This window comes from Schinkia azotoformans, assembly GCF_035811335.1.
GTDB lineage: Bacteria > Bacillota > Bacilli > Bacillales > Bacillaceae_J > Schinkia > Schinkia azotoformans.
The window spans coordinates 55651-71979 of record NZ_JARSMD010000024.1 but is presented as its reverse complement, the minus strand read 5'-3'; the positions used below and the strand labels follow the sequence as shown (position 1 = coordinate 71979).

19 protein-coding genes and 2 pseudogenes are annotated in these 16329 nt (G+C 37.7%); 11 read left to right on the top strand and 10 right to left on the bottom strand.

Annotated features, from left to right (window positions below; genetic code table 11):
• Positions 1–2: 2 nt before the first annotated feature.
• Both P9E47_RS14800 and P9E47_RS14795 read left to right on the top strand, forming a co-directional pair.
• Positions 3–299, top strand: a pseudogene (locus P9E47_RS14800) (hypothetical protein); the annotation flags it as partial.
• A gap of 6 nt (positions 300–305) precedes the next feature.
• Positions 306–668 (top strand): GIY-YIG nuclease family protein, encoded by a 363-nt coding sequence (locus P9E47_RS14795; protein WP_326153848.1) that lies wholly within the window; start codon positions 306–308, stop codon positions 666–668.
• A 46-nt stretch (positions 669–714) separates the two neighbouring features.
• On the opposite strand, the gene P9E47_RS14790 is transcribed toward P9E47_RS14795, so the two are convergent.
• From P9E47_RS14790 to P9E47_RS14760, 7 genes are all read right to left on the bottom strand, one after another.
• Positions 715–1002: a HesB/YadR/YfhF family protein gene (locus P9E47_RS14790; protein ID WP_003332647.1), complete on the bottom strand. Its 288-nt coding sequence runs from the start codon at positions 1000–1002 to the stop codon at positions 715–717.
• A 206-nt stretch (positions 1003–1208) separates the two neighbouring features.
• Positions 1209–1403, bottom strand: coding sequence for a hypothetical protein (locus tag P9E47_RS14785; protein ID WP_003332648.1), 195 nt, complete (start codon positions 1401–1403; stop codon positions 1209–1211).
• A 63-nt stretch (positions 1404–1466) separates the two neighbouring features.
• Positions 1467–1898, bottom strand: coding sequence for a Fur family transcriptional regulator (locus tag P9E47_RS14780; RefSeq protein ID WP_003332649.1), 432 nt, complete (start codon positions 1896–1898; stop codon positions 1467–1469).
• Positions 1899–2759, bottom strand: a complete 861-nt coding sequence (locus tag P9E47_RS14775; RefSeq protein ID WP_326163860.1) for a metal ABC transporter permease — start codon at positions 2757–2759, stop codon at positions 1899–1901.
• Positions 2756–3544 carry a metal ABC transporter ATP-binding protein gene (locus tag P9E47_RS14770; RefSeq protein ID WP_003332651.1) on the bottom strand — a complete coding sequence of 263 codons (789 nt, stop codon included), beginning with the start codon at positions 3542–3544 and terminating at the stop codon, positions 2756–2758. Before P9E47_RS14770 ends, P9E47_RS14775 begins: the two co-directional genes overlap by 4 nt.
• 23 nt (positions 3545–3567) lie before the next feature.
• Positions 3568–3804 (bottom strand): membrane protein insertion efficiency factor YidD, encoded by a 237-nt coding sequence (gene yidD, locus P9E47_RS14765; RefSeq protein WP_003332652.1) that lies wholly within the window; start codon positions 3802–3804, stop codon positions 3568–3570.
• A 277-nt stretch (positions 3805–4081) separates the two neighbouring features.
• Positions 4082–5260, bottom strand: a complete 1179-nt coding sequence (locus tag P9E47_RS14760; RefSeq protein WP_004432437.1) for a CapA family protein — start codon at positions 5258–5260, stop codon at positions 4082–4084.
• 233 nt (positions 5261–5493) lie between these two features.
• Here P9E47_RS14760 and P9E47_RS14755 point away from each other — a divergent pair, with 233 nt between their 5' ends.
• Complete coding sequence (locus P9E47_RS14755) at positions 5494–5784, top strand: hypothetical protein (protein ID WP_004432435.1); 291 nt, start codon at positions 5494–5496, stop codon at positions 5782–5784.
• 319 nt (positions 5785–6103) lie between these two features.
• Positions 6104–6289 carry an iron-sulfur cluster biosynthesis family protein gene (locus P9E47_RS22955; RefSeq protein WP_157382194.1) on the top strand — a complete coding sequence of 62 codons (186 nt, stop codon included), beginning with the start codon at positions 6104–6106 and terminating at the stop codon, positions 6287–6289.
• A 103-nt stretch (positions 6290–6392) separates the two neighbouring features.
• Here P9E47_RS22955 and P9E47_RS14750 read toward each other — a convergent pair.
• The 3 genes and pseudogenes from P9E47_RS14750 to P9E47_RS14740 form a co-directional block, all read right to left on the bottom strand.
• A pseudogene (locus P9E47_RS14750) lies at positions 6393–6548 on the bottom strand (tyrosine-type recombinase/integrase); the annotation flags it as partial.
• Between the two features lie 200 nt (positions 6549–6748).
• Entirely contained in the window at positions 6749–8032 is a 1284-nt protein-coding gene (locus tag P9E47_RS14745) for a M48 family metallopeptidase (RefSeq protein ID WP_326163858.1), read from the bottom strand.
• Between the two features lie 64 nt (positions 8033–8096).
• Positions 8097–8498: an RDD family protein gene (locus P9E47_RS14740; RefSeq protein WP_004432432.1), complete on the bottom strand. Its 402-nt coding sequence runs from the start codon at positions 8496–8498 to the stop codon at positions 8097–8099.
• A gap of 1010 nt (positions 8499–9508) precedes the next feature.
• Between P9E47_RS14740 and P9E47_RS14735 the strand changes: the two genes are divergently transcribed.
• The 7 genes from P9E47_RS14735 to P9E47_RS14705 all read left to right on the top strand — a co-directional run bounded on the left by P9E47_RS14735 (position 9509) and on the right by P9E47_RS14705 (position 16261).
• Positions 9509–10711, top strand: a complete 1203-nt coding sequence (locus P9E47_RS14735) for a dipeptidase (protein ID WP_004432430.1) — start codon at positions 9509–9511, stop codon at positions 10709–10711.
• Positions 10712–10737: 26 nt separating this feature from the next.
• The gene (locus P9E47_RS14730) at positions 10738–11496 is read left to right on the top strand and encodes an SDR family NAD(P)-dependent oxidoreductase (protein ID WP_326163857.1); all 759 of its coding nucleotides are present in this window, start codon (positions 10738–10740) and stop codon (positions 11494–11496) included.
• Positions 11497–11518: 22 nt separating this feature from the next.
• A complete protein-coding gene (locus P9E47_RS14725) occupies positions 11519–11884 on the top strand; it encodes a hypothetical protein (protein WP_004432427.1) in 366 nt (121 codons plus the stop codon).
• A gap of 13 nt (positions 11885–11897) precedes the next feature.
• The gene (locus P9E47_RS14720) at positions 11898–12953 is read left to right on the top strand and encodes a TRAP transporter substrate-binding protein (RefSeq protein WP_004432426.1); all 1056 of its coding nucleotides are present in this window, start codon (positions 11898–11900) and stop codon (positions 12951–12953) included.
• A gap of 102 nt (positions 12954–13055) precedes the next feature.
• Positions 13056–13622: a TRAP transporter small permease gene (locus P9E47_RS14715; protein WP_004432425.1), complete on the top strand. Its 567-nt coding sequence runs from the start codon at positions 13056–13058 to the stop codon at positions 13620–13622.
• Positions 13609–14898 (top strand): TRAP transporter large permease, encoded by a 1290-nt coding sequence (locus P9E47_RS14710; protein WP_004432424.1) that lies wholly within the window; start codon positions 13609–13611, stop codon positions 14896–14898. The genes P9E47_RS14715 and P9E47_RS14710 overlap by 14 nt, the downstream gene beginning before the upstream one ends.
• A gap of 238 nt (positions 14899–15136) precedes the next feature.
• A complete protein-coding gene (locus tag P9E47_RS14705; protein ID WP_004432423.1) occupies positions 15137–16261 on the top strand; it encodes an acyl-CoA dehydrogenase family protein in 1125 nt (374 codons plus the stop codon).
• Positions 16262–16329 lie beyond the last annotated feature (68 nt).

The following is a 16329-nucleotide window of genomic DNA, read 5'->3' as shown; positions in this document are numbered from 1 at the left end:
CCATGGCTTTTGGAATCAACCGAGAAGAACTGAAAAGCTGGAAGGAAAAGGTCAATAGTGGGGATCTGGCTTTTCTAACACATTATTGGATTCATCCGAGGTTTCCGGAAAACAACACGGTCACAAAAGCGGGCTGTAATGATCTTGAAAAGCTTGTTAAGTGGGGAAAACAGTATGGCTTAAAGGAAGAATGGATTGACCATCGTCCAATGTATCCGCATTTTGACTTAATCGGCGTCAAGCAGGTTGACATTCTTTTTCAAGAAGGGTTGGAAAGTCATGTTGAAAGATTTCGATTACCCCTAATTAATGAAGATCATACACTTTACGCCATACATTTAACTATAACTGAAAATAAAATAATCCAGATAGGGAAGTTAGGCACATTCCAATTCCCAATTGGTACATACATATATGTTGGAAGTGCAAAAAGAAATATAAGGTCGCGGGTCTTACGTCATATTAAAAGAGAAAAACCTTTTAGATGGCATTTTGATTACCTGCGTCCACAAGGAGACATTTGGACGGTCGAAACCTTCGATGATAGACTCGACGAATGCGCTAGATACCAACAATTGAAGAACAAATATCGAGCACAAGAACTAGTTAAAGGATTTGGATCTTCAGATTGTCACTGTTCTACACATCTTTTGTATTTACCAGATTAACAAAAAACGAGATTTCAGTATTTCGAAATCTCGTTTTAAACGTAATTTAGTTATATTGAAATTCTAATTCATCTCGTTGGTCATTGTAGGCTACTGTCAAATTATGATTATCAAAATACCATTCATCATCACGTTCAACATAGAATGTGATACCATCATTCATGACTTGGATAGTGGGTTCAACAGGCTTTTCCACCATCATGCCTAATGAGAAGCCAGCTTGGAGATTACTTTCGCCCCCATATCTTGCATAAAAACGGATGAAGTCACCCTCTGCTAATTCCATTTCACGTTTATACCATTCTAGAGCTGCTTTAGTTATCATAAGTTGCATTTTCGTTCGACCCCTTCCCAAATCATGTTGTACAATACTATTATAAAATTCGCAAAATTAGATGACTGTGATATTTATCACAATGTTGTAAGCGTTCACAGTAATGAAATAAAATTGTCAAAAAGTTGTATCTAGTTTGGAAGGGGATGGAAATAAAATATAAAAGCCGACCAATTGTTGGCCGGCTATGTGGCATCCGGTAGGGATTAATCAAAAAATTGTTCCAGTTTTTCTTTTTCCGCTTTAGTTGCTTTTGGGTCGTAATAAGGATTTTCCTCAACCATACTCTTAGCATCCAAATTTGTTTTGATCACCAAAGTAGGGGAGGGTGATGCTTCTGCGATCACACGATCATTTAACGCATCAAAATCCGGTAATTGTTTCGAATTCTTTTTCTCCATAAAATAATACCACCTCCATAGTATATAGGGTGGTATTATTTAACGAAATGTATGTGTGTCTATTTAATTACCCATCTGCTGTACTTCTGCGCATTCCGGGCAGCGGCCGTAAATTTCGAACTTATGGCCGGTAATTTCAAAATCATCCATTTCATGGTCAATGATACTCATTGGGCATGCATGAACCTGCTTTGTCTTTCCGCAATCTGTACAAATAAAATGATGGTGGTGGTGAACGGACCCACATGTAAATCGAAAATGCTTTTCTCCGTTCATATCAGTTGCTTCTAAAATATTTAATTCCTCAAATAAATAAAGATTCCGGTAAATGGTATCAAAGCTAAGTCCAGGAAATTCCTCTTTTAAATACTCTAAGACGTCTTTTGCGGTTAAATAGCGGTTGTGGTCGGAAAACAGATGCAGCATTTTTTCACGTTTATCCGTCTGTTTATATCCGCTATCCTTTAATATTCCGATAGCTTCTTCAATGTTCAATTATTCCACCCCCTGAAGCTTTTTGCCAAAACTTAATTTCAACTTTTTCCAGTATATCGCCGCAATTAAAATCAGAATGGAGAAGATTACAATCGTTCCGCCTGGGGCGATATCCAAATAATAAGCAGCAATTAAGCCGCCAATAACAGCCAATTCCCCAAAAATGATGGAAAAAATCAATGTTTGCTTAAATCCTCTTGCAATTCGGATGCTAGCGGCCACAGGTAAGGTCATTAGTGCTGATACAAGCAGGACCCCAACAATTCTCATTGATGCAGCAATGACAAGGGCAACCATAATTATAAATAAAAAATGGATCGATTTTGCATTAACACCAGAGACTGCTGCATGTTCCTCATCGAATGATAGGACAAAAAGTTCTTTAAAAAATAAATAGATAGCTAAAACAACAACGATTGTAATCGTAAGAATTGTCCAAACATCCAATCTGCTTACAGCAGTTACACTACCAAATAAAAAACTAAACAAATCCGTATTAAATCCATTTGCTAAAGAAATAAAAACAACACTTAGTCCGACGCCACCGGATAAAATAATCGGGATTGCAAGCTCTTCATAATGTTTATACACTTTACGCAGCTTCTCAATAAACAGTGCTCCGAAAACAGAGAAGAGCATTCCCATATACATCGGATTTAGCCCTTGCACAGATGAAATCTTTTTTTCTATTAACATACTTGCTGCGATTCCTGCTAATGTAATATGGCTTAAGGCATCGGCGATTAGCGATAATCTTCTTACAACAATAAAAACACCAATAAGCGGTGCGATTAAGCCGATCATAATACCTGTGAAAAAGGCGTTTTGTAAAAATTCATATTGGAGTAAACTAGATATCATGCAAACGAACCTCCATGTATGTGCTCGTGGGTTAATACATGGATATCATGTCCGTAAAAGCCCGAAAGCTCGGTGTTTTCCATATGTAGAAACTCCTCGGAATCACCATGAAAATGCAAAGTTTTATTTAAACATGCGACATGTGAAGCGTGGCTTGTCATTGTTCCAATATCATGCGATACCATAATAAGCGTAATTCCTTTTTGTTTATTTAATGTCGTCAACATATCGTAAAAGTTTTCAACGTTTTTAATATCGACACCGACGGTCGGTTCATCTAAAATGAGTAATTCAGGTTCACTTACTAAAGAACGGGCAATAAAAGCGCGCTGCTGCTGACCTCCAGAGAGTTCTCCGATATTTCGGTGAACAAACTCATCCATGCCGACAGCTGAAATAGCCTCCAGTGCCAATTCTCTGTGTTTTTTCGTAAGTCTTTTGAACAACCCGACCTTAGCGACGAGTCCACTAAGAACGACTTCTAGTACAGTCGCCGGAAAACCGGTATTAAAGCTGTTCGCCTTCTGCGATACAAACCCAATTAAATGGCGATTTTTCAGCTTGGAGATCGGGGTTCCAAAAACATTTATATCACCTTGATCAGGTTTTAAAATACCTAAGATCAACTTTATCAATGTTGATTTTCCGGAACCATTCGGACCGACAAGTCCTAAAAACGTTCCTTTTGGTATTTGTAGTGTAATATTATCTAACACTTTCTTTTCATCGTAACTAAATGAAACCTTTTGTAAATCTACTGCCAACTCTTTGGAGTGGTCATTCATAAAATTATCACCCTGCTTGTGTTTTAGTGATGTTCAACTTTTTGCTTTTTTTCTGGAACAGGATCGAAGCCGCCCGGATGGAATGGGTTGCATTTAATAATGCGAATAGCTGTTAAATAGCTTCCTTTAAATACGCCAAAGCGTTTAAAGGCCTCTAATCCATAATGTGAACAAGTCGGATAAAAACGGCATGAAGGCGGCTTTAGTGGCGATATAAATTTTTGATAAAAACGAATGAAACCAATAAACAACCATCGCATTATTCATTACCCAACCTTCCGCTTATTTCGTAACCATTACGATTTATATTAAAAAAAAAAATGTAAAATGTCAATAAAGAAAAGCGGAAGCGCCTTGCTCATCGCCGTACAAACTGGAGGGGCTTCGACTGAGATAAAGGAAACTTGAATTGCGTTAGCAATTCTTAGTTGACTTATCGTAGGGAGGAGACCTGAAGTTTGCTAGGCGATAGGCGCTGGAGCTAGACAATAAGAAAGGGCCAAGGACAATGTTCTCTTGTCCAAATTGGCCCCATTTTTATTCTGCTATTTTCAATTCAGGCATCAACTGTGTCATATGATGAGTAATATCAGTATAAACACTTGAATCTTTATTATATACATTTTTTAACGGAACAACTGTATATTTTGACACTGCCGTTTTCCGTACAATCGTCGGCAAGAAGGATGGATTTTTAATTTCAATATCAACACTGCTGCCGTTAATTGTTTTCTCTACATCTAATTTAAGAATTCCGCCAACTTCCTTATAAATCCCTTTTTGACCGGATAAAAAGTTTCCTAATGAATAGATCACAAATGTTTTTTGACCATCATCCCGTTCAACCCATTCAGCGGGCTGCAATACATGGGGGTGGTGCCCTAAGATAATATTCGCACCGGCATTTGCCAACTCTCTTACAAGATGCTTCTGATTTTCGTTCGGTAGTCTTTGATATTCGTTACCAAAATGGACACTAACAACGACAGCATCCGAAACGGCTTTTGCCTTAGTGATATCATTTTTCATAGCTTCAATGTCTATTAGATTAACTAAAAAATTTTTTCCTTCCGGTACCGGAATCCCATTCGTTCCATAGGTATAAGCTAAAAAAGAAAATGTTATGCCATTAGCTTTCAATGTTCGAATCGTCTGTTGGTCCTCTTCATTTAGGTAGGAACCTGTATAAAGCATTCCAATTTTATTCCAATGCTGGATCGCATTATTTATTGCTTTTTCACCACGATCCAATGTATGATTATTAGCCATGGACACAATATCAATACCTGCATCCTTTAACGCATCCCCGACTTCTGTTGGACTATTAAAGGTAGGGTAGGTGGAAAGACCAATCTCTTTTCCGCCGATCATCGTTTCTTGGTTGGCAAAAGAAATGTCAGCACTATTAATGTACGGTTTCACATCGGCAAGCAATGGCTTGAAATTATAGCTTTCACCAGCTTTTACATCTTTGTAAACAATTCCATGAATTAAAATATCCCCAATCCCGACAAGGGTTGCTGTCGTCGGTGGTAAGGCCTTAGTATTTGATGTAATAATTTTTGTTGAATGACGATGAGCCGCTTTTTCTGGAGCAGCCATAACCCCGGAAACATGATGAGCTTTGGTCATATACATTTGTAATAACAGAAAAACTGACAAGAAAAACAAAGTCATCGACAAAATTGATATATACATCTTTCCTTTTATCTTCATTTATAAAAAACTCCTAGTTTTGTTCTATCTCTACTATAATACAAAAACAGACGATTTTTACTAAAAATAGATAAAAATATTATTTTTATTCGACATTAATTTTTTAAAAATAACAAATTTCGATCTAGTTGGGTTGTTCGGAAAATGGATGTCTATAAATTGACAAAATATAACCGTTGATTTTTTAGGACTTCATATTAAAATAAGGTTATAAAGATGAAGGAGAGAGTAAAATGAAATTCCCTAAAAATGTTATTTTAGAATCTGTTGTGGAAAGAAAAAATCACCCAACTTATGGTCTTGAATTTGTTCAAGAACTTGGAAATGACGATGCTGGATATGACGAAATGGTAGTAGTTATTTTTAAATACCAAGATAAATATTATAGTGTAGAAATCCAACATCTTCATGGTGATAATAACTACGACCATTGGGGAGATGAAGTGGACTGCCCTGAAGTCATTCGTAAAGAAGCAGTCACATATTATTGGGAAGAAGTAAAAAAAGAATTAGTCATGGCATAATACCATATTAGATTGCATTACTTTTCTATGAAATGTACAAGCTAACGTCTAAGGTTGTTCAATACTTCACTTAGTAGTTAGCTTTTTTATTTTAATCATATTGCAAGCAAAACTTTTGCAAAAAATAAATGTGATAGTTATAATATACGTATAAGGGTATTAATCAACGATATAAAGAGGTGAATGTATAGTGGTAACAGTAACAAAAGCAGCCATTACGAAAATTAAAGAAGAAATGGCTTATTATAATCAAGAAAAAGTTGAAGAATTGTTTCTACGTTTAGGAATGGGAGTTGGCTGAGGGGGACCACAGCTACGTCTGGCTCTGGAAGAGTCAGCTTTACCATCAGATGAACAGTTTGAACAAGACGGCATCAAATTTTTAGTAAATAACAATGACAAGCCATATTTTAACGGTCTATCGCTTGATTACCGTGATTCATGGATGGGCGGAGGCTTTACATTAGTGGATGCTGGCGGTAGTGAAGTCGGTGGGAAGTGTTAAGTTAGTTCCCTATCTATTCCACTTAAAAATATTTTTTAATATTGAATCTCCTATCTAAAAGGTAGGGGATTTTCTTAATTAATCATATTGGTCACAAAATTGGTCACAAATTACTCATAGCATTAGAAAAAATGTTCATCGAAGTTTGTTGCATTTCAGGCAAAACATGTGAATATATGTCTAATGTTATTTGGATACTTTTATGTCCTAATCGTTCTTGTATGACCTTTGGATTCACTCCTAGCTTTAATAGATTAGTCGCATGAGAATGTCATGGAACCTGATTTTGGGTAAATCAAGTTTTTTTCATGGTCCTCCTAAATAACACCCAATTGCTGTGGGGGACAGTGGTTTACCGTTCAAATCAGATGTTAAAATATAGGTTGTAATTGTTCAAAAAGGCATTCTCTGAGTTAATTGAAAAGAGCAACGTCTTGTGGGGCGCTGCTCAATATAACCTTATTTGTTAATATAGGTGTCCATAAGGCGAATATATTCGTTATTTCCAGTTTCCTTTGCATGATCAATTGCTGACATTTTATCTTCATCTTCTAATAATGGGTCTGCTCCTGCCTCAAGTAAAATCTTACTAATTTCGATATTTTCAGTCATAACAGCTGACATAAATGGGGTCCAGCCGTAATCATCCTGAAGATTTGGATCGGCTCCACTATTTAACAATACCTTGATTAGTTCTACATCCTCGTTTACAATTGCTATTAAAAGAGGACTTTCACCAAATTCATTCATCTCATTAGGATTTTCTCCTGCTGATAATAATTCATTTACCCGTTCCCAATCTCCCTCCTGTGTCGCCTCCATTAATGGTGTATAATCCGGTTCAAATGGCATCCAATCCATTAAATTAAATTTCTCGATAGCTTTAATCCCTGCAAAAGTAACACCGGCTACAAGGACCGGAAATAAAAAGAATACGATAAACATAATGGCAAAAGTTTGCTTCCCTCTATTTATTAGTGGCACGGTTGACTCTCCGAACATCAAATTTTCTATCTCATGAATCCGCTTAGGAATAGGTGGATGGGTACTTAGCAACTCCATTAATGTTACAAATACTCCCTTTTTATCATTGTATTGTTCCAAGAATTCACTTAGGTTTACTTTATTATATAAACGTTTTCCAGCTGCTAATATTAATAACCCGTTAATGGCATCATGGGGCTTTTCCGTGTAATAGGTTGCCATTCGATCACAAGTGTATTCAGCCATTCTTGAAAAACCCACTCCGATAAATGGGATCCACATTGCGGGAAAAATAAGAAGAGCTTTAATAATATGATTCCTTTTAATGTGGGCTAATTCATGAGCAATAACATAATCAATCTCATTCCCACTTGAATCATATGAAATATCAACAAAATCAGAATATAAGACAACCATGTTTTTGCCAAAAAATCCAAATACCTTTGTTGCAAAAGCATTAAGCATACCTCCGGACTCAACTACGTAAACTTCTGGAACCTTCTTTAATTCCATTTTTTCACAAAGTTCTAACACTCTTCTATACAAATCAGGAAATTGATTTTCTTTCAACCGAACACCATTAACTTGTATATGGGCCATTGAAATTGCGTGTGAAAATAAAGAAATAATACCTAAAACAATAAAAATAATGGCCCCAATAATCGAAAGTAGTAAATAAATAGTAAGTGCGATACTTGTTATTATACAAAGTCCATACATTAAATTTTCATTTTTATGGACAAGTAGCGGCTTTTCCATAGACACATACATCTCCTTTCAAAAATAACCTTTCCCAAAGTTGAGAAAGGTTATTATCTTGAATCTATTCAGCCCTTATAACAATTGTTTTAGCTATATAGTCGTGTAAAGCTCTTTTTGACCTTCCTGCTGCCATTAAAAAACCTATGAGCAGGATAAGGCCAGAAACTAGTTTTCCGATTATTTCTCTTAATGTCATTTGACCAATTGTAACCCGTTCACCCTCTAGATTAGCAACACGAATGCCGGTTATTTTTTTACCAATTGTTTGTCCATTAAATTTAACCTGAAGCCAAACAAAATACAAAAAGGTTAAAATAAGATTTATGATGGATGATAAAACATTCATTTCTGTGAGAGAGTAACCACTAATTAAAAATGACAAAACGAATTGAACAATACTCAAAATAATAGTGTCGATAATTAATGCAATAAACCGAATCCAAAATCCTGCTCTATGTTCCATCAGCAGCCCTCCTTAGATTTATATTATCCAGATAAAATCAGGCTATTCTGAAGTATGGTTTTGTAATTTTCCTAAAGACAGTTTTTATATGAATGAGAACACTCTTTTGAAGGGAAATGTAAGAAAAATATTATTAAAATATCAGGGGAATTTATTCTAGGAATTTTTGAATTTGTTTTCGGCGTTTTACCCATAGTTTTTTCTTATTGATAAAACTTAAATGTAGGGGTGATATATATAAGATAGAAAACTAAGTGATCTAAGGAAAGAAGGCATAATATCCATGTTGGTATTGGTTGGAGCTTTTATCTTACTAATAGGTTTGGTGTCTGCTATAGCCATATTGATTTCTACATATAGAGAACTTAAAAAAGAAGATAAAACATCGAATAAGGTGTTATTTGTAATTGTAGGTATGCAATCCAAAATACGTGATTGCGGAAGTAAATAGTCAAATCAAGTCGGTCTAGGCAGTCTTGCGGATAGTATTATTAGCGCCTTGCAAATAAGGTTTAAATAACTTATTATTCGATAGAAATGGGACCTAGGCAGAGGAAATAGAAAAAAATAAGAGAACTCACTAATTTTTACAGTTAAGTATTTATTTGGCGATACTTTTATAAATTAATGATTCAACATAGGATGCCAATGTAAGGGTTAGATAATGTCTTTTATTATCTAACCCTTTTTGCCATTCCCTCATCCTAAACAATATACTAATGGTATTAATTCAACCAGAAAAATTAGACAGAATGTGCAGTGGTAAGAATATTCAGAATATTATACCATATGAAATATCGGCAGTATTCGAAGAGGATCCTATTTCGTGTGAACGGCTGTCGTCATGATAGGAATACTTATCTAGTGAAAAGGAGGGCTTCACGGCCAAGAGAAATTTTAAGATTCATTGGTTACATTTTCGATAGGGGATACCATTTCGAACTTCGTTTCATGGAAACGATTTCATTGAGTTGGTAGGAAATTATTTTTCACAAAGTGTGGGGATGATTATGACAGTAAAACAATATGATGGCTATCGCTCCTTTCAATATCTAACACCAGGCAAACACTATAGATCGTATCCTCTCCCTCAATCGGACAGGTATAGGAATACCTATGAAATCAAGCTTTCTGAAACAGAGGAACGAATTTTTGATACAATTCAAAAATATTACCCGATTGTTTCTTTAAGGGACCATGGATTTATTGTACCAAAAAATCCGGATGATATTATCCCTTATTGCCGTCAGCTTCATACAGAGTTTGATTATGAGGGCTTAGCTCGTTCCGGCATTGATGTCATTTTCGAAAATTTTATGGATGGAATTTCCATTATTTCGTCGCTAAATGGGTTAAAGTGGAACGATGTAATCATGACTTTAGGTATACGTTTTTGTGACATTGCCAAGCAAGACACTGTCTATCTAGCAAAAACATTCAAGGATATACAGGAAGCGAAGATAACGAATCGGGTAGCAATTTTACCATCATTAGAAGCTGCTAGTATTCTAGAAAATGAAGTTGATCGGGTGGATGTTCTTTATGGTTTAGGAGTTCGCTGTATGGGGATTACCTATAATGCTGCCAATACGTTAGGATCTGGGTTAACAGAAAAGTTCGACGGTGGATTAACTAAGTTTGGTAGAAAAGTAGTCGAACGAATGAATGTACTGGGAATGGTCATCGATATTTCACATTGTGGGGATCAAACAAGCCTAGACATCATTGAGGCAAGTAAAACACCAGTTATGATTACACATGCCGGTGCAAGAAAGGTGTGGGATTCTCCAAGGATGAAGCCTGATGAAGTCCTGCTCGCATGTGCGGAAAGAGGCGGTATAATCGGAGTTTGTGCTGCACCGAATACAACTCTATCATCTAAAAATCCAAATGATCATACCATAGAATCTGTCATGGAGCATCTTGAATATCTCATAGATTTGGTTGGCATTGACCATGTAGGATTAGGGCCGGATACCTTCTTCGGGGATCATGTAGCCTTACAGCATGCATTTGATGATATGTTATCGCTTCATGAGTCGCATGGAAATCAAGACTACGAAACTCCTTCCTTTGTTGAAGGCCTGGAGAACCCGACAGAGGCGATGAGTAATATGATTAAATGGATGATCAAGAAAAACTATAAGATTCAAGAGATTGAAAAGATTGTTGGCGGAAATGCGCTCAGAATTCTTCAGTATATCTTGTCATAAATAGTAGTGAAAGGCGGGGCAGATTTATGGATCATTTGGAAGGCTATGAAAGAGTAGCAGTTGTGACTGGAGCTGCTCAAGGCTTAGGTTTAGCGATTGCAAAAAGCCTATTAGAAAAAGGGAAAAAAGTCGTTTTTATAGATGTCAATCAAGAATTATTGCAAGAACTAGAACAGTCTTTCCAATCTAATTATAAAGAGCGGGCTATGTTTTTGCAGATGGATGTTTCGAATATCTGTCAAATACGTGAATCCATTAACACTATTATTACACAATGGAAGCGGATTGATATTTTAGTCAACAATGCCGGAATACGTGAAGAAACATCAATAGAGGATATCGAAGAACAGGAATGGGACCGCATTATTGATGTGAATTTAAAGAGCACATTTTTCTTTTCACAATCCGTAATTGATGTGATGAAAAAGCAAAAATGGGGTCGCATTATTAATATGTCTTCCTTTGGAGGACAAGTTGGTCCCCTTACATCCGGTGCCCATTACTGTGCATCAAAGGCAGGGCAGCTTGCCTTGACAAAGGTGTTTGCCCGTAGTTTATCGAAGGATGGAATTACTGTGAACGCCGTTGCACCTGCGGCGATCCGTACACCGGAGATGGATCGAATTGAGCCTGGAAAACTAGCAAAAATGGTTGAAGGGATTCCTATTGGTCGAGTGGGGGAAGATCTGGAAGTAGCCGAGCTTGTCCTATACTTAGCTTCTGAGTCAGCAGGGTATATCACTGGATCAACATTTGATATTAATGGCGGATTATTAATGAGATAAAAACAAAAAGGAGGAAAAAGACATGGCAGGAATTAAACACGGAGCACCACAAGTCCCATCACCACTAAGGGTGATGATTTATTTCGAATCAACGGGGTGGTTTAATACGACCGGTGAGGAGAAAACAAATGAGATTTTACCCACATTAAACGAGGTAATCGCTTCATGGAAAGAAAATGGTTCTGAGTTACTAGGAACATTTGACCGTGATATTTTAACAGCCGGTCCAGCGGGAAATACAGGATGGCATGCTTGTTTCCTTTATAATATTCCTGATTTACAAACCGTTGCGGATATGACACATTCATTTCGTGAAACGGGATTAGATAAGTATTTCCGCTTGGAAGCAGTCATAGGCAGACCGTTTTTCTTACTTGAAAAAAATTAAAGGAGAGTCGTATATGAGAAAAGGGATATTATTCAGTTTAATTGCTTTAATGATGTTGTTTATGGCAGCCTGCAGCAGCACTTCATCTGGGAACCAATCAAGTGGAAACGAATCGAGCGGAGAAAAATCAGCTGATGTAATTGAACTAAACTATGCTTTCTTTGCTCCTGCCGGGACTTTTCCTGCTGTTCAGATGGAAAAGTGGGCAGAAGAGCTTGAAAAAAGAACGAATAATAAAGTAAAAGTGAATACATTCCCAGGAGGTACATTATTAACAGCTGAAAATATGTACGATGGGGTAGCAAATGGACTTGCCGATATTGGTTTATCATCTACTACATATGAACCAGGCAGATTTCCATTATTGGCGGTTTCTGATATGCCGTCAGGATATCCAAATGCAAAAGTAGCAAGTAAAGTCATTGCTGATTTAGTAAATGAATATACGCCAGAGGCCTTTAAAGATTTTAAAATTATTACAACATTTGCCTCTGAGCCAGCTTATATCCAATCACAACAACCGATTGAAAGCTTAGAAGATTTAAAAGGAAAACAATTACGCATCTCAGGTGCCACAACGGATTTATTTAAAGAACTAGGCGCTGCACCGGTAGGTATGTCTCAAAGTGAAGTAGCAGAAGCCTTGCAAACAGGAATTGTTAATGGCTATGTATCTTCTCGCGAAGTGTTAAAAGATATGAAATATGCTGAAATGGTGAAATATATAACAGACTATCCACTAACAGTAAATACATTCGTCGCGGTTATGAATAAAAGTAAATGGGATTCACTTCCAGAGGATGTGAAGACAGTTATTGATGAATTGAACACGGAAATGACTGATTTTACTGGCGATTATTTAGATAACTATGTAGGCGAAGTATTAAAATGGAGTGAAGATGAACATAGTATCAAAACAGTTCCACTAAAAGACAATGAAAACTGGACTGAAATTGGTAATAAATTACAACTAAATGCAGTGAAAAAAGCTGAAGAGGCTGGATTGCCTGGACAAGAATACCAAAATCGCTTGAAGGAACTTGTTGAAAAATATAGTCAAGAACAATAGAAACAAAAAAATGATTACTCCCTATGACGTTTTCATTGGGGGGTAATCATTTTATACGCTATGAACAGTATCATAAATGGATATTTCGAGGTGGGATATACGATGAATGAAGTGACAGAGTTAACAACAGGTAAAGAGTCAATAAGTCTAAATATAGAAAAAAATGCAGCGGGAATAAACATGTTTGAAAAATTTACCATCAAGGTTAGTAAGTTTTTTGCTTGGATTTCTGGAAGCGCTGTTATAGTGATGATGCTGCTTATTGTAATCAATGGGATTAAACGGATTTTTTCAACTCCAATATTAGGAACAACTGAAATCGTCGGTTGGCTGGCTGCCATTTCGGTTTCTTTTGCACTAGGGTTTACGCAAATTCATCGTGGTCACGTAGACATTGATTTACTTGTGTCGAAATTCCCAAAAGGTTTGCAAAAGGTGCTAAGAATCATTGTTGCTTTTCTTTCTCTTGGATTCTTTGGTATTGTGGGCTGGCAGCTATTCCAATATGCCTTTTCATTATCAGCCAATCGTAACGTTTCACAAACCCTAGGGGTTATCTATTATCCGTTCGTCATTCTATCTGCTCTTGGATTTTTTGTATTCGTGCTAGTTCTTCTGAAAGACCTTATTTCTGAAATCAAAGGGGGAGAATCCAATGGATCCAACTAGTATCGGATTAATTGGTATCATTGCTTTATTAGTCGCTATTTTTCTACGTATGCCCGTCAGTTTCGCAATGTTTATAACCGGATTTGTCGGATTATTCCTGTTTATGGGGAAAGCAGCGGCTTTCAATGTTCTAAGCGCTGATATCTGGGGCCAATTTGCGAGTTACACTTTGGCAATCATTCCATTATATGTATTTATGGGGGAAATCATTTTTCGTTCTGGTATCACACAAAATTTATTTGATGCTGCTTATAAATGGCTTGGGCAGTTTAAAGGCGGTATGGCAAGTACGACTATTTTAGCAAGTGCGGGATTCTCCTCCATTTGCGGCTCCAATACGGCGACTGCAGCAACAATGGGAACCATCGCCCTGCCGGAATTAAAAAAATATAAGTATGATCAGGCAATCAGTGCTGGCGCTGTAGCAACAGGCGGAACACTAGGGATCTTAATCCCGCCAAGTACAGTGTTAATTGTTATAGCTATTCAAACACAGCAATCTGTGAAAGATCTATTTGCAGCTGTTCTTTTGCCAGGAATTTTGCTTACAATCTTAATGATATTAACTATTATTTTTCTTTGTCAGAAAAACCCTAATTTGGGGCCAGCAGGGCCCAAATTCCCTTTAAGTGAAAAATTAAAGTCCCTAACAGGAGTTATTCCCGTATTTGTATTATTTGCTTTTGTTATCGGTGGATTGTTTTATGGGTTATTTACACCAACTGAATCAGGGGCATTCGGGGCATTTGGTGCTCTGATCATAACCATTGCTATGAGGAAGTTCACATGGAAACGCCTTGTAGATGCTTTAGATAGTACCATTCGTTCAACCGCTATGGTGTTATTTTTAGTAGTTGGTGCGGTTGTTTTTGGGCGTTTTATTACGGCAACAAGACTTCCGTTTGCAGTCGCGGAGTTCGTTAGCAATTTGGCGGTGCCATCTGTCATTATTCTTATTGCTATCTTATTTGTTTATGTTATTGGCGGTGCGATTATGGATGCATTAGGCTTCTTAATCCTGTCTATTCCGATCTTCTTCCCTGCTGTCATCATGCTCGGATATGATCCAGTCTGGTTTTCTATTATTCTATGTATTGTGACGAGCCTTGGTGCGATTACACCTCCAGTTGGAGTCAATGCCTTTATTGTTCAAGGGATATCAAGGGAAATACCCATGACAACGGTCTTTAAAGGAACTGGTTACTTTATCGTCACTTATAGTATTTTAATTGCAATACTCATCTTATTCCCACAAATCGTTACATTTTTAATCTAAAGTTTTAGTAGAAAAGGATAATCTATCAAAGTGTCTGGGATCCGCCAAAAATCTATGGAGTAAACATCTACTCGATTACTAGATTTCGTTCGGCGGGACTAGACTATTTTTTTGTTTTGAGATAATCGTACGAACCATACTGAATTTTCCATCATGTTTAAACCTAATGAGTTATAGTTGGAATTTTTAGAATAATTTAATATATTCGTAGAGATGAAAATATAGGGAGGAAAGATACATGACTATTAAGATGCAAAGTAAGACCATGCTCAACAATGTGTTGACTGAAATCCGTGCTCGCCGGGACGAATTTGAAGCAAAACGCCATGTGCCTCGGGACATGATTACGAAGTTAAAACAATTAGGCGTCTATCGCGCTCATACACCACGCTGCTTCGGTGGGGATGGCTCCTCACCTTCGGAATTCCTTAAGCTAATTGAGGCAATCTCCGAGGCTGACGGCTCGACCGGATGGGTGGCAAGCTTTGGCTCTGCTTCGAACTATCTAGCAGCCCTTCCACGTGAAACACTTGCACGCGTTTATGCAAATGGACCAGACGTAGCCTTTGCGGGAGGACTATTTCCAGTCCAACCTGCAGAAAAGGTTGAAGGCGGGTGGAAAGTGAACGGTCGTTGGAAATTTGCTAGTGGTTGCATGGGTGCTGACATACTTGGTGTCGGTATTGGTTTCGGGGATGGAGGTAAGCCGCTCACAGCTGTACTTATGCCTGATGATTTGGAAATCGTTGAGAACTGGGAAGTCATCGGGATGCAAGGAACAGGTAGCCATGATTTACTTGTGAAAGACACCTTTGTTGCCGACGAATGGACTTTCGTCCGCGGTGGGAAGCCTTCCATTGAGGAGCCGATTTATCGGTACCCATCTATCGCTTATGCAGCACAAGTACTAGCGGTAGTCAATCTTGGCATAGCTCGTGCTTCGCTTGATGAAATTACTCAGATGGCAGGGGGTTCTACTATCACTGGTGCACCTAAGATGGCTGATCGTGCTTACATGCGAATCGGTTTGGCAAAGGCAGAAGCAAAACTCAGGTCGGCGCGCGCTTTCTTCTACGAGGCCACCGATTCCGCTTGGGAATCAATCCAAAAGGGGGACATTGTCTCCGCTGAGCAAACAAGTATGTTGCGCCTAGCAGCCGCACATGTTGCTCGTGAAGGTGCAAGCGTTGTGCAGTCAGCTTACATGCTCGCAGGTACCTTAGCAATCTACGACGGGCACCCACTGGAGCGCAACCTCCGGGATGCGATGGTCGTAACTCAGCACGCTTTCATAAACGAAAGTATGTACGATGGAGCGGGCTCAGTTTTCCTTGGCTTACCACCGTTTCGTGGCTACATCTAAGCCTATTAATCGTCACTGAACGAACTGAAATTGCCGTTAAAACACATTGTTCCATAGGTTTTATCCTA

Excerpts from the sequence above, each read along its gene's own strand:
- P9E47_RS14790 (WP_003332647.1), bottom strand. The coding sequence starts at position 1,002 with ATGCAACTTATGATAACTAAAGCAGCTCTAGAATGGTATAAACGTGAA.
- P9E47_RS14785 (WP_003332648.1), bottom strand. The coding sequence starts at position 1,403 with ATGGAGAAAAAGAATTCGAAACAATTACCGGATTTTGATGCGTTAAAT.
- P9E47_RS14775 (WP_326163860.1), bottom strand. The coding sequence starts at position 2,759 with ATGATATCTAGTTTACTCCAATATGAATTTTTACAAAACGCCTTTTTC.
- P9E47_RS14770 (WP_003332651.1), bottom strand. The coding sequence starts at position 3,544 with ATGAATGACCACTCCAAAGAGTTGGCAGTAGATTTACAAAAGGTTTCA.
- yidD (WP_003332652.1), bottom strand. The coding sequence starts at position 3,804 with ATGCGATGGTTGTTTATTGGTTTCATTCGTTTTTATCAAAAATTTATA.
- P9E47_RS14760 (WP_004432437.1), bottom strand. The coding sequence starts at position 5,260 with ATGAAGATAAAAGGAAAGATGTATATATCAATTTTGTCGATGACTTTG.
- P9E47_RS14755 (WP_004432435.1), top strand. The coding sequence starts at position 5,494 with ATGAAATTCCCTAAAAATGTTATTTTAGAATCTGTTGTGGAAAGAAAA.
- P9E47_RS14745 (WP_326163858.1), bottom strand. The coding sequence starts at position 8,032 with ATGGAAAAGCCGCTACTTGTCCATAAAAATGAAAATTTAATGTATGGA.
- P9E47_RS14740 (WP_004432432.1), bottom strand. The coding sequence starts at position 8,498 with ATGGAACATAGAGCAGGATTTTGGATTCGGTTTATTGCATTAATTATC.
- P9E47_RS14735 (WP_004432430.1), top strand. The coding sequence starts at position 9,509 with ATGACAGTAAAACAATATGATGGCTATCGCTCCTTTCAATATCTAACA.
- P9E47_RS14730 (WP_326163857.1), top strand. The coding sequence starts at position 10,738 with ATGGATCATTTGGAAGGCTATGAAAGAGTAGCAGTTGTGACTGGAGCT.
- P9E47_RS14725 (WP_004432427.1), top strand. The coding sequence starts at position 11,519 with ATGGCAGGAATTAAACACGGAGCACCACAAGTCCCATCACCACTAAGG.
- P9E47_RS14720 (WP_004432426.1), top strand. The coding sequence starts at position 11,898 with ATGAGAAAAGGGATATTATTCAGTTTAATTGCTTTAATGATGTTGTTT.
- P9E47_RS14715 (WP_004432425.1), top strand. The coding sequence starts at position 13,056 with ATGAATGAAGTGACAGAGTTAACAACAGGTAAAGAGTCAATAAGTCTA.
- P9E47_RS14710 (WP_004432424.1), top strand. The coding sequence starts at position 13,609 with ATGGATCCAACTAGTATCGGATTAATTGGTATCATTGCTTTATTAGTC.
- P9E47_RS14705 (WP_004432423.1), top strand. The coding sequence starts at position 15,137 with ATGACTATTAAGATGCAAAGTAAGACCATGCTCAACAATGTGTTGACT.